The 23264-nt window shown below is 41.2% G+C and carries 22 protein-coding genes; 14 read left to right on the forward strand and 8 right to left on the reverse strand.

Going from position 1 to position 23264, the window contains the following annotated elements:
• Nucleotides 1-19: 19 nt before the first annotated feature.
• The 3 genes from G6Q48_RS12415 to G6Q48_RS12425 all read right to left on the reverse strand — a co-directional run bounded on the left by G6Q48_RS12415 (nt 20) and on the right by G6Q48_RS12425 (nt 1809).
• Entirely contained in the window at nt 20-703 is a 684-nt protein-coding gene (locus G6Q48_RS12415) for a hypothetical protein (RefSeq protein WP_166266739.1), read from the reverse strand.
• A 94-nt stretch (nt 704-797) separates the two neighbouring features.
• Complete coding sequence (gene ecpA, locus G6Q48_RS12420) at nt 798-1406, reverse strand: common pilus major fimbrillin subunit EcpA (RefSeq protein WP_004905392.1); 609 nt, start codon at nt 1404-1406, stop codon at nt 798-800.
• A gap of 97 nt (nt 1407-1503) precedes the next feature.
• Entirely contained in the window at nt 1504-1809 is a 306-nt protein-coding gene (locus tag G6Q48_RS12425; protein WP_102139064.1) for a helix-turn-helix domain-containing protein, read from the reverse strand.
• A 1534-nt stretch (nt 1810-3343) separates the two neighbouring features.
• Between G6Q48_RS12425 and tkt the strand changes: the two genes are divergently transcribed.
• From tkt to fbaA, 4 genes are all read left to right on the forward strand, one after another.
• Complete coding sequence (gene tkt, locus G6Q48_RS12430) at nt 3344-5338, forward strand: transketolase (RefSeq protein ID WP_166266741.1); 1995 nt, start codon at nt 3344-3346, stop codon at nt 5336-5338.
• Nucleotides 5339-5653: 315 nt separating this feature from the next.
• Nucleotides 5654-6673 carry an erythrose-4-phosphate dehydrogenase gene (gene epd, locus G6Q48_RS12435; RefSeq protein WP_166266743.1) on the forward strand — a complete coding sequence of 340 codons (1020 nt, stop codon included), beginning with the start codon at nt 5654-5656 and terminating at the stop codon, nt 6671-6673.
• Nucleotides 6674-6765: 92 nt separating this feature from the next.
• Nucleotides 6766-7929 (forward strand): phosphoglycerate kinase, encoded by a 1164-nt coding sequence (gene pgk, locus G6Q48_RS12440; protein WP_166266745.1) that lies wholly within the window; start codon nt 6766-6768, stop codon nt 7927-7929.
• A gap of 59 nt (nt 7930-7988) precedes the next feature.
• Nucleotides 7989-9065: a class II fructose-bisphosphate aldolase gene (fbaA, locus tag G6Q48_RS12445; RefSeq protein WP_102139529.1), complete on the forward strand. Its 1077-nt coding sequence runs from the start codon at nt 7989-7991 to the stop codon at nt 9063-9065.
• 66 nt (nt 9066-9131) lie between these two features.
• On the opposite strand, the gene G6Q48_RS12450 is transcribed toward fbaA, so the two are convergent.
• Nucleotides 9132-10013 carry a LysR family transcriptional regulator gene (locus tag G6Q48_RS12450; RefSeq protein ID WP_166266747.1) on the reverse strand — a complete coding sequence of 294 codons (882 nt, stop codon included), beginning with the start codon at nt 10011-10013 and terminating at the stop codon, nt 9132-9134.
• A gap of 317 nt (nt 10014-10330) precedes the next feature.
• On the opposite strand from G6Q48_RS12450, the gene G6Q48_RS12455 reads away from it, so the two are divergent.
• Both G6Q48_RS12455 and G6Q48_RS12460 read left to right on the forward strand, forming a co-directional pair.
• Entirely contained in the window at nt 10331-11515 is a 1185-nt protein-coding gene (locus G6Q48_RS12455) for a sodium/glutamate symporter (protein WP_231068259.1), read from the forward strand.
• A 50-nt stretch (nt 11516-11565) separates the two neighbouring features.
• Entirely contained in the window at nt 11566-12531 is a 966-nt protein-coding gene (locus G6Q48_RS12460; RefSeq protein WP_102139526.1) for an agmatinase, read from the forward strand.
• 57 nt (nt 12532-12588) lie between these two features.
• On the opposite strand, the gene G6Q48_RS12465 is transcribed toward G6Q48_RS12460, so the two are convergent.
• Together G6Q48_RS12465 and G6Q48_RS12470 are read right to left on the reverse strand one after the other, a co-directional pair.
• Nucleotides 12589-12939, reverse strand: a complete 351-nt coding sequence (locus tag G6Q48_RS12465; protein WP_165879170.1) for a nuclear transport factor 2 family protein — start codon at nt 12937-12939, stop codon at nt 12589-12591.
• Nucleotides 12939-13796 carry a LysR substrate-binding domain-containing protein gene (locus tag G6Q48_RS12470; protein WP_166266751.1) on the reverse strand — a complete coding sequence of 286 codons (858 nt, stop codon included), beginning with the start codon at nt 13794-13796 and terminating at the stop codon, nt 12939-12941. The genes G6Q48_RS12465 and G6Q48_RS12470 overlap by 1 nt, the downstream gene beginning before the upstream one ends.
• An 84-nt stretch (nt 13797-13880) precedes the next feature.
• Here G6Q48_RS12470 and G6Q48_RS12475 point away from each other — a divergent pair, with 84 nt between their 5' ends.
• The 8 genes from G6Q48_RS12475 (at nt 13881) to G6Q48_RS12510 (ending at nt 22315) form a co-directional block, all read left to right on the forward strand.
• Nucleotides 13881-14567, forward strand: a complete 687-nt coding sequence (locus tag G6Q48_RS12475; RefSeq protein WP_166266753.1) for an ankyrin repeat domain-containing protein — start codon at nt 13881-13883, stop codon at nt 14565-14567.
• Entirely contained in the window at nt 14567-15034 is a 468-nt protein-coding gene (locus G6Q48_RS12480; protein ID WP_166266755.1) for a nucleoside deaminase, read from the forward strand. The genes G6Q48_RS12475 and G6Q48_RS12480 overlap by 1 nt, the downstream gene beginning before the upstream one ends.
• On the forward strand, nt 15031-16212 hold the full coding sequence (locus G6Q48_RS12485) for a cyanate transporter (RefSeq protein ID WP_166266757.1): 1182 nt from the start codon (nt 15031-15033) through the stop codon (nt 16210-16212). The genes G6Q48_RS12480 and G6Q48_RS12485 overlap by 4 nt, the downstream gene beginning before the upstream one ends.
• Nucleotides 16213-16310: 98 nt before the next feature.
• The gene (locus G6Q48_RS12490; protein ID WP_102139521.1) at nt 16311-17180 is read left to right on the forward strand and encodes a helix-turn-helix transcriptional regulator; all 870 of its coding nucleotides are present in this window, start codon (nt 16311-16313) and stop codon (nt 17178-17180) included.
• Nucleotides 17181-17288: 108 nt separating this feature from the next.
• Entirely contained in the window at nt 17289-19427 is a 2139-nt protein-coding gene (locus G6Q48_RS12495; protein WP_166266759.1) for a TonB-dependent siderophore receptor, read from the forward strand.
• Nucleotides 19427-19678 carry a hypothetical protein gene (locus G6Q48_RS12500; protein WP_102139519.1) on the forward strand — a complete coding sequence of 84 codons (252 nt, stop codon included), beginning with the start codon at nt 19427-19429 and terminating at the stop codon, nt 19676-19678. Before G6Q48_RS12495 ends, G6Q48_RS12500 begins: the two co-directional genes overlap by 1 nt.
• Nucleotides 19675-21114 carry a PepSY-associated TM helix domain-containing protein gene (locus tag G6Q48_RS12505; RefSeq protein WP_166266761.1) on the forward strand — a complete coding sequence of 480 codons (1440 nt, stop codon included), beginning with the start codon at nt 19675-19677 and terminating at the stop codon, nt 21112-21114. Before G6Q48_RS12500 ends, G6Q48_RS12505 begins: the two co-directional genes overlap by 4 nt.
• Entirely contained in the window at nt 21092-22315 is a 1224-nt protein-coding gene (locus G6Q48_RS12510) for a RhtX/FptX family siderophore transporter (RefSeq protein WP_166266763.1), read from the forward strand. Before G6Q48_RS12505 ends, G6Q48_RS12510 begins: the two co-directional genes overlap by 23 nt.
• Nucleotides 22316-22332: 17 nt before the next feature.
• Here the strand turns inward: G6Q48_RS12510 and G6Q48_RS12515 are convergent, their stop codons facing one another.
• Nucleotides 22333-22725 (reverse strand): hypothetical protein, encoded by a 393-nt coding sequence (locus tag G6Q48_RS12515; RefSeq protein WP_166266764.1) that lies wholly within the window; start codon nt 22723-22725, stop codon nt 22333-22335.
• A complete protein-coding gene (locus G6Q48_RS12520; protein WP_166266766.1) occupies nt 22719-23264 on the reverse strand; it encodes a LemA family protein in 546 nt (181 codons plus the stop codon). The genes G6Q48_RS12515 and G6Q48_RS12520 overlap by 7 nt, the downstream gene beginning before the upstream one ends.

The raw sequence follows: 23264 nt of genomic DNA on the forward strand, positions 1-23264 counted from the left end.
AATTTAAGTCCATTCTTAATTATTTGACAACAATGAACTCTCCTTTGTGCCAAATACCTACGCTTGATTTTTTATTTGTGACATCGACAAATTGTAATTTGACGGCTAAATTTGGCATGAGGTAATAACGCTCGCGGCAAATACCATCCACTCCGTGTTTTTGTTTTTCTGCTAAACAAGGGCCTGAAGCCACTACACGGAAGGTGCTGTTTCCAGTATTCGAAACTTGAGAACTAGTGTATTTATAATTAAATTTTTCAATTCTTGGTGCGACTACGAGAATTGTACTAATTGTTGCTGATGTTGTTGCTGATGCCGATTTTGCACTTTGTGTAACACCACTCTCGCCAATAGGATCATCTTTCCAATTTAATCTATAGTAACGTTCTTTATTATCTTTTGGGCCTTGATAAATTATCTTAAATATATCTTTTGCATTCCCTGGGAGAATTAAGTTAGCGGGCGTTGATAATATTTCATTAGGGTCATTAACTGGAATTACTTTTCCAGTATCAAGTGGTGAATCTATTTTTTCTATCGTTAAATTTACCAATCTTGCGGTATCTACTGTATTTTCAATTTCTTTAGAGAAGGTGTCTTCATTCGATGATATTATTTCAGTAATGTTTCCCACGTTGACAGCAAAACTGTTTTTTAATGGTAACCATGATAATAAAATTAATGCTAATGTTATCTTTTTCATAATCGTAAATTTCAAAAATGAATGACGATAAAGATATTATTTCCCTATAGTATCTTTATCGTAATATTTAATTATCTAATAAGGGGATATTGAATTAAGGCGCTGGCGTGAAATCACCGTCCCAAGTTGCAGTAAATTGAACTTTCACATCACCATCCCATGTACCATCAGTCAGTGCTTTAAAGTCAGTCGCTGCACCATCAGCTTCAGCGCCAGCAATAACAAAGGTGAATTCACCGCGATCTGCTGCACGCTCAGAGCCATTATAGATACCATCAGCCGCTAAATTGTCTAAACCAGAAGTTAAACCGGTTGATGTATCAATTAATACTAAATCATTATTTTTAGTCAGATCTTCGCCATTCCATTTAACCCCAACAGTTAATTTAGAATCGTCAGTTGTTCTTGCTAATGTATTAGCAATAATTTTTGATGCTAATTTAAAATCTGTTGCACCAGCTTGGCCTTGAATAGCGATATCAAATGCTCCATTTTGTTGGTTAAAGCTTTTTTGGCCTTCGGCATAATTAAAAGTTAAACTTCTTAATGGAGTCACAACTAACATACTTGTCGTGTCTTTAATTGCAGTCGCTTGCCATGTTGCTGTTGCTTGAGCGGTGCGTGTATCTGCATTTGCAGCTGTAGCAAAAGAAGCTGCGATAATTGTTGATAACAATACAGAAGCCATTTTTTTATTTAACATACTAATCTCTCTTTTTATATTGATAGAAAACAATAGTAAAATTAGTTATTTAATTTTTACATATTGATATGGTTTTATTGAATTTAAAATGGAATATTTAAATATCTTTCATGCTGTTTATTAATATTTGGATTGTTTTTTTACTTAAAATTATATCGTTTCTTTTATTTTCTTCAGAGAAACAATCAATATAGTAAATCATTTCAATCCATCTTTTATCTAAAACGGTTAAGATTTCATTTAATTGGTCTAGCGATAATGAACTGCTACCAGTTTCATAGCGAGATACCTGTTGTTGGCTAATGTTAATTAATTCTGCCAACTGTTTTCCTGTCATGTTTTTTTCTTTGCGTGATTTTCGTAAATAATTTCCTACATGACTACTAATTATATTAGCTTTCATTTTTTCAGCCTCTAATATTAATAGATCTATTTATATGATATTCGTTAACTCACTCGCTTGCTTAATTGAGTGTTATAATAAATACATTAAAAAAAGAGTAAATGGCTGGATTTCTATTAAAAAGTTATTATTAATAGGTTTTTTCTATTGATATTGTTTTTTTTGGCATTATCTAATTGAAAAATACACTCCCACCAGTTTAATTGGTTAAAAATACACTTAATAGTGTTGAAATCAGGGGATTTAATAAAAAAATACACTAAATAAGTGTAAAATTATTATAATTGTTAACAAATGTATATTTAATTAAGAAGCATAAAGAATCCACATTGAAAGTTACAATTTATTACAATTAAAAGGGGGGATAATTTAGAATAAAGGCGGGATACTAATTATATTAGTAAAATTATAATTTTTGATGTGTTTTTAGCCCTATTATTTATTAATAACTCAACTAACTAGTTTAATGTGTATGATGTTAAAATTCCGCTTCGTTAACTAGATATATGATATAACATCAATGTTTAGTAGATTGATACTATAGTATCAACTTTTTCATATCTTGACTCTATTGTGATACATGGGGTTTAGGCCTAAGATTTCGCCTTACAGGCCAATTTATTTTCTATAACCTCATCAGGTTTTTACCAGTGAAAATAGAATCTGCGATAGGTTACTACGCTCTCTAGTGTCCCTTATTTTAATTTCAGCAATATCGATTATGATGTCTTTATCTGTGGATGCAGCGTGCTATAGAAATAATAATGGGTAAGGCTTTCTCTTTGTAATTAGGTCACTAAATGCATATAGGTTTTGCAGTGCCTAATACTATACACGTTTGTTCTAAAAGCAATTCTTCAGTTAGGGATTCACTAATTATTACTTAATAAGTTAGATATACGGATCCACCTAACCGCTAATTAAGATTGCACTGTTGTCTTTTGAAAGTCACTTTCATTCAAAACTATACATATAAGAACTGTGAACTGTATAGGAATTTCTGTTGTAAAAACGTTGGTTGTTAGAAGTGCACGCACTATCTATTTCTGATCATTAGAAGTGGTGGGTATTTCAGCATAAACAAAAATACTCGGGTATATTGAGTTTTTTTGCCTAAAACTTTGCCAATTATCACTAATGTGGCAGCTAAATGTGCTAGATACATAAATCATCTTGATCCCAGACACCGAACTCAGGTTTAATAAGGTTAGTCACTTGCGCAAAAATGTAAGCCTTAAGGGATATTTTGCGCAATAGAATGGATTCAGCTTTGCGGCAGTTCAATTTATTTGCGATCTGCTGCCATGAACATAGCAAATATTGCGGTATAGGTAGAATTGGGTTACTTTCAATCGCTCTATTCGTGAAATGCTCAGTTTGTTGGCGATGTGTTGTAGTTCCTTAGGGAAAGGAGCATATGGCGATACATCGGTAAATTGACATTTTCATGTTACAGCGAAATTAAAGTAGCACTATCTGTATTGCGTTGAAAAAATTGGTTTAAGTACGTTTTTATCCTACCTGGAGTATACTGATGACGACTCGTAAAACCCTTGCTAATGCTATCCGCTTTCTAAGTATGGATGCGGTTCAAAAAGCAAAATCAGGGCATCCTGGCGCGCCAATGGGCATGGCTGATATTGCTGAAGTACTGTGGCGTGACCATATGAATCATAACCCAGCAAACCCACACTGGGCAGATCGTGACCGTTTTGTTCTATCAAATGGCCATGGTTCTATGTTGATCTATAGCTTGCTGCATCTTGCAGGTTATGACTTACCTATCGAAGAGTTAAAAAACTTCCGCCAACTACACTCTAAAACACCAGGCCACCCAGAATATGGTTATACTCCAGGCGTTGAAACAACAACCGGTCCTTTAGGTCAAGGTATTGCAAACGCAGTGGGCTTTGCGGTTGCAGAACGCACATTAGCAGCGCAATTCAACCGTCCTGGTCATGATGTTGTAGACCACCACACTTATGTGTTCATGGGTGATGGTTGTATGATGGAAGGTATCTCGCATGAAGCGTGTTCTTTAGCGGGTACACTGAAATTAAATAAACTGATCGCATTCTATGATGACAACGGCATCTCTATTGATGGTGAAGTTGAAGGTTGGTTTACTGACGACACAGCAGCACGCTTTGAGTCTTATGGCTGGCATGTTATTCGTGATATCGACGGCCATGATGCATCACAGATCAACGCAGCAATCAATGAAGCGAAGAAACAAGCTGATAAACCAACACTGATTATGTGTAAAACGATCATTGGTTTTGGTTCACCAAATAAAGCCGGTTCTGAATCTGTTCATGGTGCACCTTTAGGTGATGCTGAAATTGCAGCAACTCGTGAAGCTCTAGGTTGGAACTACGGTCCATTTGAAATTCCTAAAGATATCTACGAAGCTTGGGATGCTCGCACCGCAGGTAAAGAAAAAGAAAGCGCATGGGATAAAAAATTCGCCGCTTATGCAGCACAATTCCCTGAATTAGCTGCGGAGTTTACTCGTCGTATGAATGGTGAATTACCGGCTAGTTTTGACGCAGATGCGAAACAATTCGTTGAAAACTTGCAGCAAAACCCAGCGAATATTGCCAGCCGTAAAGCATCACAAAATGCATTAGAAGCGTTCGGTAAAGTTTTACCTGAATTTATGGGCGGTTCTGCAGACTTGGCGCCAAGTAACTTAACTATGTGGTCAGGCTCCAAAGCACTGAATGTTGACCCAGCGGGTAACTACATTCACTACGGTGTTCGCGAATTTGGTATGTCAGCTATCATGAACGGTATCGCGTTACATGGTGGTTTCATTCCTTACGGCGCGACATTCCTGATGTTCGTTGAGTACGCACGTAATGCGGTTCGTATGGCTGCACTGATGAAAGTGCGTAGCATCTTTGTTTATACCCACGATTCTATTGGTCTGGGTGAAGATGGCCCGACTCACCAACCAGTTGAGCAACTGGCGAGCCTGCGTGTGACACCAAATCTCAGCACATGGCGTCCTTGTGACCAAGTTGAATCTGCGGTGGCATGGAAATATGCTATTGAACGTAAAGATGGCCCAAGCGCTTTAATCTTCTCTCGTCAGAATTTAGAGCAACAACCTCGTACTGCTGAGCAATTAGCCAATATCGAGAAAGGGGCTTATGTCCTGAAAGATTGTGCAGGTACGCCTGAATTAATCTTTATTGCGACAGGTTCTGAAGTGGAGCTGGCAGTTAAAGCAGCTGACCAACTGACAGTGGAAGGCCGTAAAGTTCGCGTTGTATCAATGCCTTCTACTGATGCATTCGATAAACAAGATGCGGCATACCGTGAAGCAGTATTACCTGCCAATGTGACAGCGCGTGTTGCTATCGAAGCAGGTATTGCAGATTACTGGTTCAAGTACACTGGCTTAAACGGTGCCATCATCGGTATGCATACCTTTGGTGAATCTGCACCAGCGGAAGAACTGTATAAAGAGTTCGGCATCACTGCAGAAAAAGCAGTTGAAGCTGCGAAATCTCTTCTGAAATAAGTGATTGCATTTTGGGGTATCCATGTGCGGATGCCCCTCGTAATCATGTTTTGCTGAACAACGCCTAATGATAAGTTAGGCGTTGTTTTTTTGTGCACCGATTAACGATTTTCTATTGCGTTCTGTAAATATATCCCTTACTCTAACCTTAGATAAGCTGAACCGTTTCAGTTACATGCTACTGAATGAAAATATTTTTTAAAAATGTCGGTTGAAGCACACTTTTGATGTTTGACAGCTAAAATGAGCAGTAGAGTTGGTGTGAGTCAGTTATCCTTAGCAACCGTGTGATTTTGCTCAGATACAAGGTGTAGAATGGCAATCAGGGTAGCAATAAACGGCTTTGGCCGCATTGGTCGAAGTGTTTTAAGAGCGTTGTATGAATCAGGCCGTCGGGCAGAGATTGTCGTGGTGGCGATTAATGAACTGGCTGAACCTGAAGGTATTGCGCATTTGCTGAAGTATGATTCCAGTCATGGGCGTTTTGCTTGGGATGTGCGGCTTAACGGTACACTTTTGCAAGTTGGTGATGACAATATTCGCTTGTTTCATCAGCCGGCTATTCATGAATTACCTTGGAAAGAGTTAGGCATTGATGTTGTGTTGGATTGCAGTGGGGCCTACGGCTCAAGGGATGACGGTTTACAACATTTAGCCGCAGGTGCTAAAAAAGTGCTATTTTCTCATCCCGGAACCGATGACCTTGATGCGACGATTGTTTATGGGGTTAACCATGAGGCTTTAACCGCTCAAGACAAAATTGTTTCCAATGCCTCTTGTACCACCAATTGTATTATTCCAATTATTAAATTACTTGATGAGGCATTTTCGATTGAGTCGGGAACGGTGACGACGATCCATGCGTCAATGAATGACCAGCCTGTTATCGATGCCTATCATAAAGATTTACGCAGAACTCGCGCGGCGAGTCAGTCTATCATTCCTGTTGATACCAAGTTAGCAGCAGGAATTACGCGAATTTTTCCGAAATTTAAAGACCATTTTGAAGCTATTTCTGTTCGTGTACCGACGACGAATGTGACAGCAATTGATTTGAGTGTTACCGTACATGACGATGTCTGTGTTGAAAAAGTCAATCAGCTACTGCGAGGCGCTGCACAAGGGTATTTTCGTGGTATAGTGGACTACACAGAATTACCGCTGGTCTCGATGGATTTCAATCATGATCCACACAGTGTTATTATTGATGGTACACAAACGCGAGTTAGTGGTAAGCATTTAATTAAAACCCTAGTTTGGTGTGATAACGAATGGGGGTTTGCTAACCGGATGCTAGATACAACATTAGCAATGGCAGCGACAGGTTTAAACTAATTGGCGACTGACAGACAGCAGGGCATGATAACATTATTGCTTTGCACAGCCGCTGATGGAAACTTTATAGAGAATCAACGAGAGGATTCACCATGTCTGTAATTAAGATGACCGATTTAGACTTAGCGGGTAAACGCGTATTCATCCGTTCTGACTTAAACGTTCCTGTAAAAGATGGCAAAGTTACTTCTGATGCACGTATCCGTGCTTCATTACCAACAATTGAAGCTGCTCTGAAACAAGGCGCTAAAGTCATGGTCACTTCTCACCTTGGTCGTCCGACCGAAGGCGAGTACAACGAAGAGTTTTCACTGCAACCTGTTGTTGACTATCTGGCCGACAAAATGGATTACCCAGTTCGTTTAGTGAAAGACTACTTGAATGGTGTTGAAATCAACGCTGGCGAGTTAGTTGTGCTAGAAAACGTTCGCTTTAATAAAGGTGAGAAAAAAGACGACGAAACGCTGTCAAAACAATATGCGGCATTATGTGATGTTTACGTCATGGACGCATTTGGTACGGCTCACCGTGCGCAGGCATCTACACATGGTGTGGCAAAATTCTCTCCAGTGGCTTGTGCTGGTCCATTATTGAGCGGCGAATTAGAAGCTCTGGGGAAAGCATTAGGTAACCCAGCTCGCCCAATGGTTGCGATTGTTGGTGGTTCTAAAGTATCAACTAAACTGACTGTTTTAGATTCACTGTCTAAAATTGCAGACCAACTGATTGTTGGTGGTGGTATTGCAAACACCTTTATCGCAGCAGAAGGCAACAATGTTGGCCGTTCATTATATGAAGCGGACTTAATCCCTGAAGCGAAAAAATTACTGGCTAACTGCCAAATTCCAGTACCAACCGATGTTCGTGTTGCTACCGAGTTCTCTGAAACTGCGCCAGCAACCTTGAAAGCAAGTACTGAAATTAAAGACGACGAACAAATTCTGGATTTAGGTGACGAATCTGCACAACGTTTGGCTGAGATCCTGAAAAATGCCAAAACCATTCTTTGGAATGGCCCAGTAGGCGTGTTTGAGTTCCCTAACTTCCGTAAAGGTACGGAGATCGTTGCAAAAGCAATCGCAGACAGCGACGCATTCTCTATTGCTGGTGGTGGTGACACACTAGCAGCTATCGATTTATTCGATATTGCTGACAAAATTTCATATATCTCTACTGGTGGCGGTGCTTTCCTTGAGTTCGTTGAAGGCAAAAAGCTCCCTGCCGTTGTGATGCTAGAAGAACGTGCTAAAGCGTAATTAATTGTTCATACACAACAGGCAGCGTAGGCTGCCTGTTTACCACAGGACCTTTTCACATGTCTAAAATTTTTGATTTTGTTAAACCGGGTGTTCTTACTGGTGATGATGTACAGAAAGTTTTCGCAGTTGCTAAAGAAAATAACTTTGCATTGCCAGCAGTGAACTGTGTTGGTACGGATTCAATTAACGCCGTACTTGAAACGGCTGCTAAAGTGCGTGCGCCAGTTATTGTGCAGTTTTCTAATGGCGGAGCTGCATTTATCGCAGGTAAAGGTCTGAAAGCTGAAGGCCAACAAGCGGCAATTTTAGGTGCTATCTCTGGTGCCCATCATGTACACCAAATGGCTGAGCACTACGGTGTTCCTGTTATTCTGCATACCGACCACTGTGCGAAGAAATTACTGCCATGGATCGACGGTCTGTTAGATGCGGGTGAAAAGCACTACGCGAAAACAGGTAAACCACTGTTCTCTTCTCACATGATTGACCTGTCTGAAGAATCACTGGAAGAAAACATCGAAATCTGTGCTAAATATTTAGCGCGTATGGCTAAAATCGATATGACACTCGAAATCGAATTAGGCTGTACCGGTGGCGAAGAAGACGGTGTTGATAACACGGGTATGGACAGCTCTGAGCTGTACACTCAACCAGAAGACGTTGCATACGCATACGAAAAACTGAATGCAGTAAGCCCTCGTTTCACTATCGCGGCTTCTTTCGGTAACGTTCACGGTGTTTATAAACCAGGTAACGTCCAGCTAACGCCAAAAATTCTGCGTAATTCACAAGACTACGTTTCAGAAAAATATAACCTGCCACACAACAGCTTAGACTTCGTATTCCACGGTGGTTCTGGCTCAAGTGCTGCTGAAATCAAAGAAGCAGTGAGCTACGGTGTTATCAAAATGAACATCGATACTGATACCCAGTGGGCAACTTGGGATGGTATTTTACAGTACTACAAAAAGAACGAAGGCTATCTGCAAGGTCAGTTAGGTAACCCAGAAGGTGCGGATAAACCTAACAAAAAATACTATGACCCACGTGTATGGCTGCGTAAAGCACAAGAGTCAATGGTTGTTCGTTTAGAGCAAGCATTTAAAGAACTGAACTGTGTTGATGTACTGTAATTAACATTCGTTAAGTTTTTACTTTTAAAATCCCCCAGTGAGGTGACTTGCTGGGGGATTTTTTGATCATGTAGATACTGGTGCTTTACTTAATTGTGAAAGTAGTTTTAAAAACAGTGCTTCACTTTGTGTTAGCGGTTTACTAGCCTCGGTGATTGCACATATGCGGTTATGAAAGACAGGGGAGTCGCTCATTTCTATGAGTGAATGGCGGAAATTAATATGTGAGGCATAGTTTTCCGGTAAAATTCCGACATAGTGACCTGAAGCGATAAAGGTGGCTACGGCCTCAAGGCCAGCGGCTTCGGGGCCTCGGCTAAATTCACCCGATGCTAAAATACTTTCAGTGAATGGGTGTGGCCGATAAACCAATGCTAGATTATGTTTGTTGTTGGCCGTATTCGCAGAAACATAAAGCTTATGGTTTTCTATAAATAAGAATTGGTAATTAAAACGGCTATTTTCGTGATATTGCCCGCGAATACCGATTTGAATTGTTCTATCACTAAGCGCTTTATTTAATTGATTATGGTTGAGTATACTTAGCTCTAATTTAACATTAGGTGCCTCTTGGGTAAATTGAGCGATAGTGGCTGATAGATGGCAGAGTGGATCCGTTAATATATGTTCAATAACACCAATAACTAATGTTCCAGATAAAATCCCATGGCGTTCATCAACTTCAGTTTTGATATTATCTAATGCTTTCAAAGCGGTATTGGCTTTTTCGATAACAAATAAGCCTGACTCAGTTAGCTTAAAGCCAGAAGGACCCCTTTCACACAATTGGACCCCGAGTTTTTCTTCAATTTCACGGATATGGCGGCTTATTGACGCTTTTGACATATTTAGTTTTTTTTCTGCAATGGTAAAGCCACCAGCTTCTGCAACGGAAGTAAAAACACGTAATGATTTTAAGTCTTTTTCAGTTAATTTTTTATTATGCATATTTATACCTATTACGTGAAATCAATCACTAAATGCTAATCTATCTTATTTTTTATTGCGATACAAATAGCATAATTAATACTGCTTTATTTTAAATGTTAAAATTGTTTTTATTTATATAAAAGGTTTCATTTTATGAAACCATAGGATCAAAAATATCACTTTTATTCCTAGTGGATACGTATATCTTAAAGTTGTAGTTGTTAATAGATTATTACCAAAGTGGCGCCACAAAATAATAATTAATCCAAATATATATAAATACAAAAGGATTCTAATTTATGGTCACAGATGAATTGTTAACAATAAAATTAGATATGATTACATTTACAGCATTAGGGGCTTTGTTGTTAATCGCTAGCAATGTAATTATAAAGAAATTTCCATTTTTTATGAAATATTCAATTCCTAGTCCGGTTATCGGCGGGTTTATGTTTTCTATTGTAATGTGGATAGCTTATCAATTTAATATTGTAGAGCTTAATTTTGATAACACATTATATGATTTATCAATGTATATATTTTTCGTCACAATAGGTTTAATGACGGGGGTTAAATTATTAGTGAGTGGTGGAAAAATATTACTGATTTATATGGTGATTTGCTGGGGCTTGGCATTTATGCAAAATGGCGTCAGTATTGGTTTATCGTATGTTTTAGATATTGAGCCATTAGTTGCTATGATGGCAGGCCAAGCCTCGATGCAAGGTGGTCATGGTATGGCGGCATCTTTAGCACCGCTGATTGAGTCCTTTGGTCACAACCAAGCCCTGAATGTTGGGTTAGCGGCTTCGACCTTTGGTTTGATTGCAGGGTCAATTCTAGGTGGGCCTGTTGGGAACTGGTTAATCCAAAGAAATAAATTAAAGATTGAAACTGACCATGTTGATTTAGAAAATTTAGCGGAAAGTAACGATACTGAGGATAAAATTACAGCTCAACAATGTATTATTACAGGTGCAGTTATTTTAAGCGTACTCGCTATCGGAATGCCGACAGCAAAATGGATAAGCACAGTAACAGGGTTTACTATTCCTGGCCATATTTTTAGTTTATTTATCGGCGTTATATTTCATTCAATTAATGAAAGAAAACCGATGATTAAAATATCTCGCAATACAGTTGTATTAATTTCCACTCTATCACTAGAAATGTTTTTAGTGATGGCAATGATGAAGCTAAAACTTTGGGAATTATATGAGTTAGCGTTACCTCTAACTATCATATTAATATCACAAGTCATTACAACAATATTAGTGGCTATATTTGTTGTTTACCGTGCATTAGGTAAAAACTATGATGCCGCTGTTATGTCAGCTGGTTTTATTGGGCATGGTTTAGGTGCAACACCAAATGGCTTAGTGGTAATGGATGCTATTTGTAATAAATACGGTTTATTCTCACGAAAGGCATTCATTATTATACCAATCGCTGGAACGGTATTAACAGATATTGTTGGTGTCCCTCTATTTGTATTCTTAGCTAACACATTTGGTGGCTAAGAAATAAAAAACAAAAGAAAGAAAACTAAATCTAAGAAGGAATAGTTTGTATGAAAAAATTAACGACACCCCCACATGTTGGCCATAAAACATTTTTATATTCAGAATTAGTGACTGAATTGACCAACATTGAAGCGGATATTGCCATACTAGGGATGCCATTTAGTTCAGCTTATAGTGCTCATGCATTTACCAACGATCAATCTCGTGCTCCACAATATTTACGTGATATGAGTGACCGAATTGTTAGGCATCCAGATCATTATGATTTTGATATTGATGGGCCACTACTACAAGGCCGGAAAGATATTAAATTTGTTGACTGTGGTGATGTTATTCCTGATTTATCAAAGCCTTTGGGGGAGCATCATCAGCGTGCAGCCGAGGCAATTCGACAGTTATTAAGAGCTAAAGCACTTCCTATTGTTTTAGGGGGCGACCATGGGATCACAACGCCTATTTTGCAGGGATTTGATGAAGTAGGGCCGATTACACTTGTGCATATTGATGCACATTTAGATTGGCGTGAAGAGGTTAATGGGGTGGATACCGGCCTTTCAAGCCCGATCCGTCGCGCTTCTGAAATGAAGCATATAGGTGAAATTTTCCAAATTGGTTTACGTGCACAAGGTAGCGGACGCCCAGGGGATTATCAAGCGGCTAAAGACCATGGTGCGCATGTTATTCCGGCCTATGAACTACACGAGGTTGGCATGCAAGCCATTTTAGACCGCATTCCAGATAATTCGAACTACTATATTAGTATTGATGCGGATGGTATTGACCCGAGTATCATGCCTGGAGTTGATGGCCCGGCTCCTGGTGGGGTGACTTATTTGCAAGCTCGTAGCCTAATTCACGGTTTAGTGAAAAAAGGTCGCGTTGTTGGTATGGATATCGTTGAAATTACACCCGCAAAAGATATTCCCTCTAAGCTAACTGGGGTGACTGCAGGGCGTTTTGTTGTGAATTTAATTGGAGCATCCATTCGCGCAGGATATTTTGATAAGAAATAACGCAGCCAATTAATGTTGTGCTAACAATAAAGAGGGTGATTCATTTCCACTTTATTGTTAATTTGCGGGTGTCCCTTGATGAAACCTTAATTGCCATTGGTTTGCTGAATTTTTTAGCCAAATAGATGAGCGGTTAGTTAGCTTGGTTTTATCCCCATCTTGCTGTTCAAAACTGATATAAGTCATCAACACCGTATTATCACTCAATTGCGAACAGTGGAAATTTTCGGCGTAAATCGTTTTAGCTGTTTCATTAGCCAATGACGCTAGGGTATCGAGTTTATCGGTTGAAAAGCCAGAACGACCAAATTCAAAAAAATCCTCATGTAATATCTCGCGAAGAAAATCGCTATTCTGCCGGTTAGTACTGTTATGTAATTTTTTTTCTAATTCAATCAGTTTATTCATCACTCGCGTGCCCCCAATTGTTGTGCCAGTTTCTCAGCGAGTTGAGTCACCGTATCCGAAGTATTTGCTTGGAAATGCATCGCAATTTCCATTTCTTGAGCAGCAGGGAAACCTTCTTCTTCTGTTAAAATTCGATGTTGAGGAAGTTTTGCTCGTAAAGGTAATAAACTAATACCTAACCCGTCTGCGATAGCACTTTGAATACCAGCAAGGCTAGAACAAGTATAAGTTATGTGCCAAGGACGTTGCTCATTGTCTAATAACTTAAACATGTCATTACGATAAAGGCCGTTTTCAGGAAAAACCACCAAAGGTACTGAATCATTATTGAAACGTTTATATTGGTTGCTCGTTAGCCAACACAAAGGCTCTGGCCAATGGTAATCACTTTTAAATTCACCTTTCTTCTGTTTCACAATAATTAAATCTAATTCACCATGTTGGTAGCGCTGATGGAGCTGGCGGCTTAGGCCACTCGTAACTTCTAGCCGCACATTGGGGTTAGCTTGCATAAATGCGGCCAGTGTCGGGGTGACTTGGCCAGAAGCGAGGTCTTCAGGAAAGCCGAGCCGAATAGTTTGAATGACGGCATTGCCAGTGATTTTCATAAAGAAGGTATCATTTAGCGCCAAAATATTTTTTGCATAGCTTAACAAAACTTCTCCAGTTTCGGTTAAGGTGAGTATGCGGTGCCCTCGGATAAATAAAGGCTGGCCGACTAAAGTTTCTAGTCGTTGGATCTGCTGACTCAATGTTGATTGCGTTGAATTTAAATGTTGTGAAGCTACGGTGAAATTCCCCGTCTCAGCGACAGTAACAAAGGTTTTCAACAAAACTAGATTGAGCAACGAATTCATTTTATAAATACCTATCATTTGGTTATTTAATTTTTAAATAGCATACTTTTTCAGTAGATTAAAGAGTCATAGGGGAGATTAATCATGAAAACATTCTTTTTACGTGCAAAATGGTTGGTTCACTTAGCTAGCATTCTTATGATTTCATTGATATTTATGGGGAAAGGCATGGCAAATTCACAAGCTAACTCTTTGGTATCATTGGCTGAACAAGGTAACTTACAAAGTGTTAAGTCCTTAGTTGAGCAGGGCGTGGACATTGAACAGCGAGATTCACGCCAACGTACTGCGTTGATGGCGGCAACCCATGAAAACCATCTTGAGGTTGCCCGTTTTTTGATTGAGCAAGGCGCGGACGTGAATGCACGGGATAATATGCAAGACTCCCCTTATTTGTACGCAGGGGCGCGTGGTTTGCAAGAGATACTTGTATTGACTCTGCAACATGGTGCTGATTTGAAAAGTACCAATCGCTACGGGGGAACTGCGTTGATCCCCGCAGCAGAGCGCGGCCATGTTGCCACGGTCAAAACCTTGATTGATGCGGGTGTTGATGTCAATCACGTTAATCGGTTGGGTTGGACTGCACTGATTGAAGCGATTATTTTGGGTGATGGTAGCGATAAGTACGCACAAATTGTCACTGAATTAATTAAAGGTGGCGCAGATGTCAATTTAGCGGATGGTTCGGGGATATCACCGTTGACGCTGGCGAAAAGTAAAGGTTACCGTAATTTAATCGAAATTCTTGAGCGTTCAGGAGCGAAATAATGACGGATACGCAATTTTTACAACAAGCTATCAACTTAGCAATGGAGAACGTGCAAGCTGGCGGACGGCCTTTTGGCGCAATAGTTGTCCGTGATGGGCAAGTGGTTGCAAGTGGCGTTAACCAGATGCTTGAGCTCAATGACCCAACCGCCCATGCGGAGCTGATGGCATTGCGTCAAGCAGGGCAAAAATTAAGCCGTGTGAAATTGGATGACTGTGTGGTTTATGCAAGTGGGCAGCCTTGCCCGATGTGCTTGGCCGCGATGCGAATGGCGGGGATCTCTCGGGTCGTCTACGCCTATTCAAATGATGATGCCGCACCTTTTGGGCTCTCTACGGACGCCATAGCAAAAGCGCTGAGGGTCGTTCCTGAGCAGCAATCAGGTTTACGGTTTGAGCAATTAAAACCTAATGATGAAACGCGTAGCACCCTGTACCAACAGTGGTGGGAACGGCAATCTCAATGAGTAAAACAGCACCATCTTCGTTGTCATTGATATTGACCATTGTCTTAGTCGGGCTGAACTTACGACCCTTTATGACGGGGCCTGGGCCTGTCATCGACAATATTATTCAAACGACAGGGATGAGTTATCAAAGTATTTCGCTTTTAACGCTGTTACCCATGTTATTGATGGGGGTTGGGGCATTGGTTGTACCTATGTTAAACCAACGTATAGGCGAACGTGCGGGTATCAGTACGGCAATGTTGTTACTGCTAGTCGGTTCACTCGCTCGTTACTTTGTTGCGGATGGTGCGGCTTTATTATTAACCGCTTTTTTATGTGGAGTGGGTGCGGCTTATATTCAGTCGGTCTTTCCTGGGCTCATTAAAGCGAATTTCCCCCAAAAAATGGCGATGATGACCGGGCTATATTCAGCCACATTGATGGCGGGAGGCGCTATCGGCGCACAGCTTACGCCTTTGGTTGAGGAAATGACAGGCCATTGGCAGAGTGCCTTAGCGTGGCTAGCTTTCCCTGCTTTGTTAGCGCTGTTGGCTATTTGGGCGAATGTACACACGGAGCGGGGCTCAAAAGCAGATCGGGTCTCAGTATTGGTGTTCTTACGCAAGCCGAGAGCATGGTTGTTGATGGCAGGCTTTGGGCTGATTAATGCAGGATATGGCACCGTGGTGACTTGGCTGGCACCTTTTTTCCAAGAGCAGGGAATGAGTGCTGCACAAAGTGGCTCATTTGTTGCCATATTAACGGTTTTTCAGGCGTTATCTGCGCTTATGATACCCGTATTTGCATCGCATAATATTGACCGTCGCTTTTGGTTGATTGTCACGCTCAGTTGCCAAGCTCTTGGTTTTTCTGGGTTGATGCTGTTTGCCAGCGATGCGCCACTTTTATGGGTTGCGTTATTAGGCATGGGGCTAGGTGGCTGCTTTGCATTAAGTATTATTACCGCTTTAGACCACCTACCTCACCCGGTTAGTGCAGGGGCATTGACTTCATTGATGCAGGCTGGGGGATTCATTATTGCAGCTTTTGGGCCACTATGTGCTGCGTGGATACAGCAATTGAGCCAGAGTTTTACATGGGTATGGGCAATGCATGTGGTCTTTGTATTAGTAACATTGATTCTTTATTTGCGTTTGAACCCTAAAAGCTACAGTCAAATCTTCAATTTAAACTGATTAATCTCCTCTTTATTTATTGCGAATGATAATTATTGTTATCTTGGCGTTTTTTTGTCACTATCACTGTTTATTTATTCGTCTAGGTAAGAGCCTTTATGCAGCAGCGCATCGAAGATAAATTCACTCAAGCGCATTCAGCCCGAGAAGAACACTCTGTTGGTGAGTTTATTCGGATCCGTCGCGGTGAGTTTCTGATTAACCGTGATTTAGGTATTGAAGAAGAGCAAGCCGCTGGGCTAAAAATTGTGGCTATCCATCAAGGTGCAATGGGCTGCCGTAGTAGTGCGGGACAAAATGTTGAAGTGAATTCGCCTTCTTTGATTTTATCGGGCAGCCAGAAAAATTATCTATTGAATAATCAATTTTATGGCCAACAAACCATGAAATACACCATGATAGATATTTCCCCTGAATGGTTGGATGCGCAGCAATTAAGTTTACCAGATACGTGTTATCACCCAAATTCCCCAAAACTATTACAGTTGGTTATTCCTCCCAATATATTAGCAATCACGCATCAACTATTTGCTTGCCCAACCCATTCATCATTACGCCAGCTATATTTAAGCGCTAAAGTGTCTGAAATTACGGCATTATGCTTACATCATTCGTTATCTAGTGCGAATTCGGCGGTTATGGGCACATTACGGCAGCGAGATATTGATAGTCTGCATATGGCAAAAACGATATTGATTCAGGAAATAGAATCTCCGCCCAGTTTAGATGAACTGGCTAAGCGGTTAGGGATCAATACCCGTAAACTTACACAAGGTTTCCGTCAATTATTCGGTAACAGTATTTATGGCTGGTTGCAGGAGTACCGTTTAGAAACGGCTTTTCAACTGCTGAGTATGAATGATGCAAATATCTCAACCGTAGCTTACCAAGTCGGTTATACCCCCGCTCATTTCTCCGTTGCATTTCGCAAGCGCTTTGGTATTTCCCCGAATCAACTCAAAAAATAACAATCGATGTGCCGGATAACGATAGACAAATTCCGGCAGTCGAAAGTAACCCATCACATTAATTGCTAAATTGATAACAATTATCATTTAACTTTTTTAGGGTGGGAAATGCTGTCCGTTTATAACATTAAGTCACGCGGAATATTCCGCTTAACACCTTGTGCCCTTTTGTGTGCAACAGTGAGTTGGTCTGTACAAGCAAACCCAGAGTTAGTACAACCGAAACAGGATGTTATACAAGTGACAGCATCCTCAGAGGTTGATGATGACTATGTTGCACCCGGTGTAACAACGCTTGGGAAAATTGCCCTTAAGCCGCGAGAAGTGGCGCAATCTGTTAGCGTGATTGATAGAGAGCAAATTGAAAAACAAAACCTACAAACCCTTGATGATGTAATGCAACGTGCAACAGGGGTAACCAGCGCGCCTTATGTGAAGTTAACAACCGCTTATTATGTCCGTGGTTTCCAGATTGACTCATTTGAAATTGATGGCGTGCCCGCGTTACTAGGGAATATGGCGAGCTCACCTCAAGATATGGCGGTATACGAGCGGGTCGAAATTCTGCGGGGCTCGAACGGACTATTGCATGGTATGGGAAACCCAGCGGCAACTGTCAATATGGTGCGAAAACATGCACCAAAAGAAAACATGGCCAAGTTGAGTTTAAGTGCGGGAAGTTGGGATCGTTATCGCGGCGAAGTGGATGTTGGCGGGCTACTGAATGGATCTGGCTCTGTTCGTGGGCGATTTGTTATGGCGTGGGAAGATAAAGATTATTTTTATGATGTTTCTGATCAACAAACCCGTTTGATGTTCGGTACGGTCGATATCGATATTACCCCTGACACCTTGCTGCGTATGGGCGCGCAATTCCAAACCATTGATTCTGTCACCAATATGGCAGGGGTGCCTTTTGGTAAAGATGGCAGTGATTTACATCTACCGCGTAAAACCTATTTAGATGTGGGTTGGGATCGCTTCAAGTGGGATACATCCCGCTCATTTGCGGGTATTGAACATAAAATCAACGATGATTGGCAATATAAGCTTAACGCAGAATATCAACATGTGAATGCTCGATTACTGTATGCAGGCGCATGGGGAAATATCGACCCAGTTACGGGTGATGGTGCGATGCTGATGGGGGGCGCCTATAAATTTCGTAACGAACAAACCAGTATAGATACCAGTTTAAACGGCAAAGTGGACGCGTGGGGGTTAACCCATGATGTGGTTGTCGGTGCAAGTTACTCACATGCCAGTGAAAAACAATATAGCGCAGATTTAGACCCCGCCTTAAATGTGCCTGTGAATGTGTATCGTTGGAACCCTCACAGCGTGCCAAAACCGAGTATTGGCGCTTATAGTTCTGCTGGGCCAACCAAAACAACGCAAAAAGGCTTATATGGGATGGGGCGCATCAAAGTGATCGAACCTGTCACGGTTATTGCAGGTGTACGCGATAGCTGGTGGGATGTCAAAACGCCAACAGCAAACTTCACGGAAAATGGCCGTCTTACCCCCTATGGTGGCGTAATTTGGGATTTTACCCCCCAATGGTCATGGTATAGCAGCTATTCAACGGTCTATCAGCCGCAAACAGGAAAAACGTGGAGCGGGAAAATGCTCAAGCCTGTTGAAGGGCAAACTCTTGAAACGGGTGTCAAAGGTGCGCTATTCAATGGCGGATTAAACTTATCCGGTGCTATTTACCAAATCGATATCAAAAATAATCCACAAATTGACCCTGCGCACCCAACGGGGGGCTTTAATAACTATTTCATTAGTGGTGGTAAAGTCCGTAGCCAAGGCTTTGAACTTGAAGGCATTGGTTATCTAACCCCATTTTGGGATGTCTCTGTGGGTTATACCTATACGGATACGAAATACCGTGATGACAGCCAGCGCGAAGGTGAGTCTTACAACACCTTAACTCCGCGACATATGCTGCGTGTCTGGTCTAACTATGACTTACCTTGGGATGAGCGCAAATGGAGTTTGGGCGGTGGCATGCAAGCCCAGAGTGCATACAGTACAAGTAACGGCAATGTGACTTTACGCCAAGGCGGTTATGCCATTTTCAATGCTCGTTTAGGTTATCAAATCGATGAAACATGGACGGCAGCGGTTAACGTGAATAACTTATTTGACCGTCGTTATTACTCAGGGTTGTTCTCTCCTCAATGGAATAACCGCTATGGTGACCCAAGTAATGTGATGTTTACATTGAAGGCTGATTTCTAATGAAATTAGTGAGTTGCCTAGCAGTTATTGGCACCTTGTTCAGTGGGATCGTGCTATCGATGTTGATAGCACGTTTTTATCCATCAACAGATCCGCTCGAACGCTTATATGGTGCGATATTTCTGAGTGTTATCACCTCAATGGGGTTATTGGTTTATAACCTCAGTGCATCAAATTGGCGGCAAATATTAGTACGCAGCTATAGTTGGTGGCCATTGCCGCTATTTTTAATGATAGGTGGGTGGATATGAAGCATAAACAGCCTCTTTCCCTCACCCGTCGTTTAGACCAATTACATCGCAGTGCGGGGGCGCTATTTGGTGTTTTTCTGTTTGTGATCTTTTTCACCGGGTGCTGGAGCTTAGGCAGTGATGCATTGAGGTTGTGGGGTAACAATGTGCCACTTTCAGGTAAGTTATTACCACTCGAACAGCTCCTTGCGTTGCAACCAAATGCAACCATGATCCAATTGCCAGAACAGCACAACCCAGTGATCACTTTTTGCCAAAGCATGGGGAAATGCGAACTCAGCTATAGCGCGATTAACGGTGAATTGGTTGTATTAGATAGCCCGACAATGTGGCTAGTGACATTACATAAAAACTTATTTGTGGGTTTTCCTGGACGTATTTTTATCAGTTTATTTGGTTTTGCATTAGTTGTCTTATTAATCACAGGGCTAGTGATACAACGTCGCAGAATAGCCACAATGTTGCACTTGCCACGCACCACACACTTAAAAGCATTGCTTCACGATTTACATAGCTGGCTTGGCTTATGGTGTTATCCGTGGCTGGTTTTATTTGCGTTTACCGGCGCATTATCGGGGTTAGGTGCGCTCGGAACCGTCTCCCTTGGGGAAAGGGCGGCACCGGATAATCCACACATTATCATGAAAACCTTGATGGGGGAGTTTGAGCCACTAAAAACACCCGTTTCTGTGGCTGAAAGCTCGATTACTGCGGCAGTCAGCGCATTACAGCAAACGGTCCCTAGCTTTATACCTCAAACCTTGTTCAAACAAGGTGATACGTGGGTGATTGGCGGAGTGCGTGATGGGCAGTTATCCACTTCTAATTTCGAACAATATCAATTTGATAGTAAAAAACGCCAGTTAGTTGCAGTGCGAGATTCTGCACAGCAAGGCTTTTGGACACGTGCTTTTATTGCCATCCAACCCTTGCATTATGGGCAATATCAATGGCTGCCTAAAGTAAGTAATACATTGAGTTACCTGCATTTTATCGCAGGGTTGAGTGGGCTGATATTGGTTTCTGTTGGCCTCGCCATGTGGTGTTGGAAAAGAATGCATAGCCTAGCCGCAAGGTTTATCGTGGGCTGTTGCGGTGGGTTGCTGTTGTCCGCATGTGTGCTGCTAGCCGTAATGCCATGGTTCACTGCTTTGCTGCCAATACACTTTTTTATGGTTTGGGGAATAGCATGTATCGCGAGTTTACTCTGTAAAAATGCCCAGTTTAGCTTGATGGTATCCCTTTTTCTCTCTGCCATTTTGTTGCTATTCGCATTTATCGCCTCTTATTTGTTTGGCTCGTTACCTTTTTCTCGTATCAATCTTGTTTTGCTATGTGGCGGAATAGGGCTGTTACTTATTTTATTCGGTTGTCGAAAATTGTCATGCACAGCAAAACGTGCACGGAGTGGGTATGAAAGATCTATTACAGAATAAACAGTTAGTAGTGACGTTGGGGCTACTTTATCTTGCACAAGGGATACCGATGGGGATCGCAATGGATGCGTTGCCTACTTTTTTACGCCATGATGGTGGGGAACTGAAAGCATTGGCTTTTTTGCCATTAGTCGGCTTGCCGTGGGTGGTAAAGTTTTTATGGGCTTCGTTTGTTGATAACCATTGGGGGAAACATTTAGGCCGTCGTAAAAGCTGGATTATTCCAATGCAAATCATTGTGACGGTAACGATGTTTGCGTTAAGTACCATCGGGCTGTCAGTTGTGAATGCTTTACCCTGCATTGTTTTGTTGTTTGTCGCTTCACTTGCCAGTGCCACCCAAGATATTGCAACAGATGGTATGGCTGCGGAGCAGGTCAGTGGCACAATGTTATCAAAAATTAATGCGGTACAGATAGCCGGGGTGATGGCGGGCTTTTTTGTTGGTGGCGCAGGGTTGATGATCATGAGTGAAAGTTTAGGCCAGCACCTTGCCTTGGGGGTTTTAGCTTGTGTGCCGTTACTCAGTTTAGTGTTTATTAGTCTCTGTCCATTAAAAACACCATCAATCACACAGGAAATGAACGAGAAAGCGAGTCTATTAAAAACGGTTAAACGCCGTGGTGCCCCGCGTTTACTGTTATTAACTTTGCTTTCTGCGGTGACAGCTGTTTCCGGTTTTGGTTTAGCCAAATTATTCTTAAATGATGCAGGTTGGTCATTAGCGCAAATTGGTAAAATGGGCATGGCTGGTGGAATGGTCACATTAGTATTAGGTTGTGGCGGTGGGGCGTGGTTAATCGGTAAAATCGGTGTGTGGCGCGCTTTCTCATTTGGTCTGTTATTTGCTTTACTCTCTTCACTATTGTGGTTGCTACAATCTTTCAGTGGCGTGTCAATGAGCTTAGTTGCACTGTGTATTACATTTGGTTCATTATCTGCGGGGATCACCTCGGTCGCGATAATGACAGCAGGGATGCAATTTGCATCAGGTTATCAGCAAGCGGGTACTGACATGACCGCGGTACAAAGCACACGGGACATTGGGGAGTTAGTCAGTTCAATGATGCTTGTTGGTTTAACGGCAGCGGTAGGCTATTCAGGTGGGTTTATATTAGGAGTATTAATTGCTTTTATAGCGTTGCTAGTGACATTTTCACATTACCGTTATGTGCAAAGATTAGAAGCAGAGCAAGTTTAATATAAATAGAGTAAGTGCTATTTTTTACGTTTCTTATTTTGTTTTTTGACTTCTTTATCCGCTTTCTTTTTAATGGAATTGAAGTAGATATCTAAATAATGTCGGTTGCTTAAAAATGAAATTAAGCAACTGGCAACAATCACTACCCAAACAAGTTGCAACTTAATTGAGTTTTCAATACTGAAAAGTAGTAGCAGTGGGATCATGACCATCATGCTTATGAAAATGGAGCACAATAACGCGCCAGCAATATAGAGCGAGTACTTTTTAAACCCGAATATATTGAGGATGGTAAGCACGACAAAAGTTAACAGTAGCGTACCAAATGTCGCAAACATAATGATAAGCCCTGCCTCTTGTTCAATGAGCCAATCCGTGAAACCAAACCAAGAGAAAGGGATACTTACCATGATGAACGCTCCTGTTGGCTAAATAGCAGGGGGATATTTTTAAAACCAAATAACCGGGCAAAAATAAGATTGGGGAAAACATGAATATCCGTATTGTAGAGTGTGACGGTTTGGTTGAAAAACTCACGTCGGTCTGCAATTTGGTCTTCAATATGTTTTACTTGAGTTTGTAATTCCATTAACACCGCTTTACTGATTAGTGTTGGATATTTTTCAGCAATAGCAATCAGTGGTTTTATTTTTGATGGATACTGGTTTGCGGTATCGACTTTGGTTTCAATCGCGGTGCTTGATAAATAGCGCTGGCGGCTTGCTATTAATTCACTAAATAGCTGCTTTTCATGTGCCATCGCTTTATCTGCAACTTGGGTTAATACAGGAACTAATTCAACTTGCTTCTTTAATAACACATCAATATTCGCGAATGCCTTATGGCAATTATTTTTCAAGAATACAATATTATTATAAATATTAATAAGATAGCGTATAAAAACATAGCCAATAACAGCGATAATGATGAAAAAAATAAGCTTTTCCAT

This window comes from Providencia sp. M-27 (genome assembly GCF_011077905.1).
In the GTDB taxonomy this organism is placed as follows: domain Bacteria; phylum Pseudomonadota; class Gammaproteobacteria; order Enterobacterales; family Enterobacteriaceae; genus Providencia; species Providencia huaxiensis.

What these genes read in the sequence shown, in the direction of transcription:
- G6Q48_RS12450 (WP_166266747.1), bottom strand. Translation starts at nt 10,013, where the DNA reads ATGCATAATAAAAAATTAACTGAAAAAGACTTAAAATCATTACGTGTT.
- G6Q48_RS12465 (WP_165879170.1), bottom strand. Translation starts at nt 12,939, where the DNA reads ATGAATAAACTGATTGAATTAGAAAAAAAATTACATAACAGTACTAAC.
- G6Q48_RS12485 (WP_166266757.1), top strand. Translation starts at nt 15,031, where the DNA reads ATGAGTAAAACAGCACCATCTTCGTTGTCATTGATATTGACCATTGTC.
- G6Q48_RS12470 (WP_166266751.1), bottom strand. Translation starts at nt 13,796, where the DNA reads ATGAATTCGTTGCTCAATCTAGTTTTGTTGAAAACCTTTGTTACTGTC.
- G6Q48_RS12425 (WP_102139064.1), bottom strand. Translation starts at nt 1,809, where the DNA reads ATGAAAGCTAATATAATTAGTAGTCATGTAGGAAATTATTTACGAAAA.
- fbaA (WP_102139529.1), top strand. Translation starts at nt 7,989, where the DNA reads ATGTCTAAAATTTTTGATTTTGTTAAACCGGGTGTTCTTACTGGTGAT.
- G6Q48_RS12415 (WP_166266739.1), bottom strand. Translation starts at nt 703, where the DNA reads ATGAAAAAGATAACATTAGCATTAATTTTATTATCATGGTTACCATTA.
- G6Q48_RS12520 (WP_166266766.1), bottom strand. Translation starts at nt 23,264, where the DNA reads ATGGAAAAGCTTATTTTTTTCATCATTATCGCTGTTATTGGCTATGTT.
- G6Q48_RS12495 (WP_166266759.1), top strand. Translation starts at nt 17,289, where the DNA reads ATGCTGTCCGTTTATAACATTAAGTCACGCGGAATATTCCGCTTAACA.
- G6Q48_RS12505 (WP_166266761.1), top strand. Translation starts at nt 19,675, where the DNA reads ATGAAGCATAAACAGCCTCTTTCCCTCACCCGTCGTTTAGACCAATTA.
- G6Q48_RS12500 (WP_102139519.1), top strand. Translation starts at nt 19,427, where the DNA reads ATGAAATTAGTGAGTTGCCTAGCAGTTATTGGCACCTTGTTCAGTGGG.
- G6Q48_RS12510 (WP_166266763.1), top strand. Translation starts at nt 21,092, where the DNA reads ATGAAAGATCTATTACAGAATAAACAGTTAGTAGTGACGTTGGGGCTA.
- G6Q48_RS12480 (WP_166266755.1), top strand. Translation starts at nt 14,567, where the DNA reads ATGACGGATACGCAATTTTTACAACAAGCTATCAACTTAGCAATGGAG.
- G6Q48_RS12475 (WP_166266753.1), top strand. Translation starts at nt 13,881, where the DNA reads ATGAAAACATTCTTTTTACGTGCAAAATGGTTGGTTCACTTAGCTAGC.
- G6Q48_RS12515 (WP_166266764.1), bottom strand. Translation starts at nt 22,725, where the DNA reads ATGGTAAGTATCCCTTTCTCTTGGTTTGGTTTCACGGATTGGCTCATT.
- G6Q48_RS12460 (WP_102139526.1), top strand. Translation starts at nt 11,566, where the DNA reads ATGAAAAAATTAACGACACCCCCACATGTTGGCCATAAAACATTTTTA.
- epd (WP_166266743.1), top strand. Translation starts at nt 5,654, where the DNA reads ATGGCAATCAGGGTAGCAATAAACGGCTTTGGCCGCATTGGTCGAAGT.
- G6Q48_RS12490 (WP_102139521.1), top strand. Translation starts at nt 16,311, where the DNA reads ATGCAGCAGCGCATCGAAGATAAATTCACTCAAGCGCATTCAGCCCGA.
- pgk (WP_166266745.1), top strand. Translation starts at nt 6,766, where the DNA reads ATGTCTGTAATTAAGATGACCGATTTAGACTTAGCGGGTAAACGCGTA.
- G6Q48_RS12455 (WP_231068259.1), top strand. Translation starts at nt 10,331, where the DNA reads ATGATTACATTTACAGCATTAGGGGCTTTGTTGTTAATCGCTAGCAAT.
- tkt (WP_166266741.1), top strand. Translation starts at nt 3,344, where the DNA reads ATGACGACTCGTAAAACCCTTGCTAATGCTATCCGCTTTCTAAGTATG.
- ecpA (WP_004905392.1), bottom strand. Translation starts at nt 1,406, where the DNA reads ATGTTAAATAAAAAAATGGCTTCTGTATTGTTATCAACAATTATCGCA.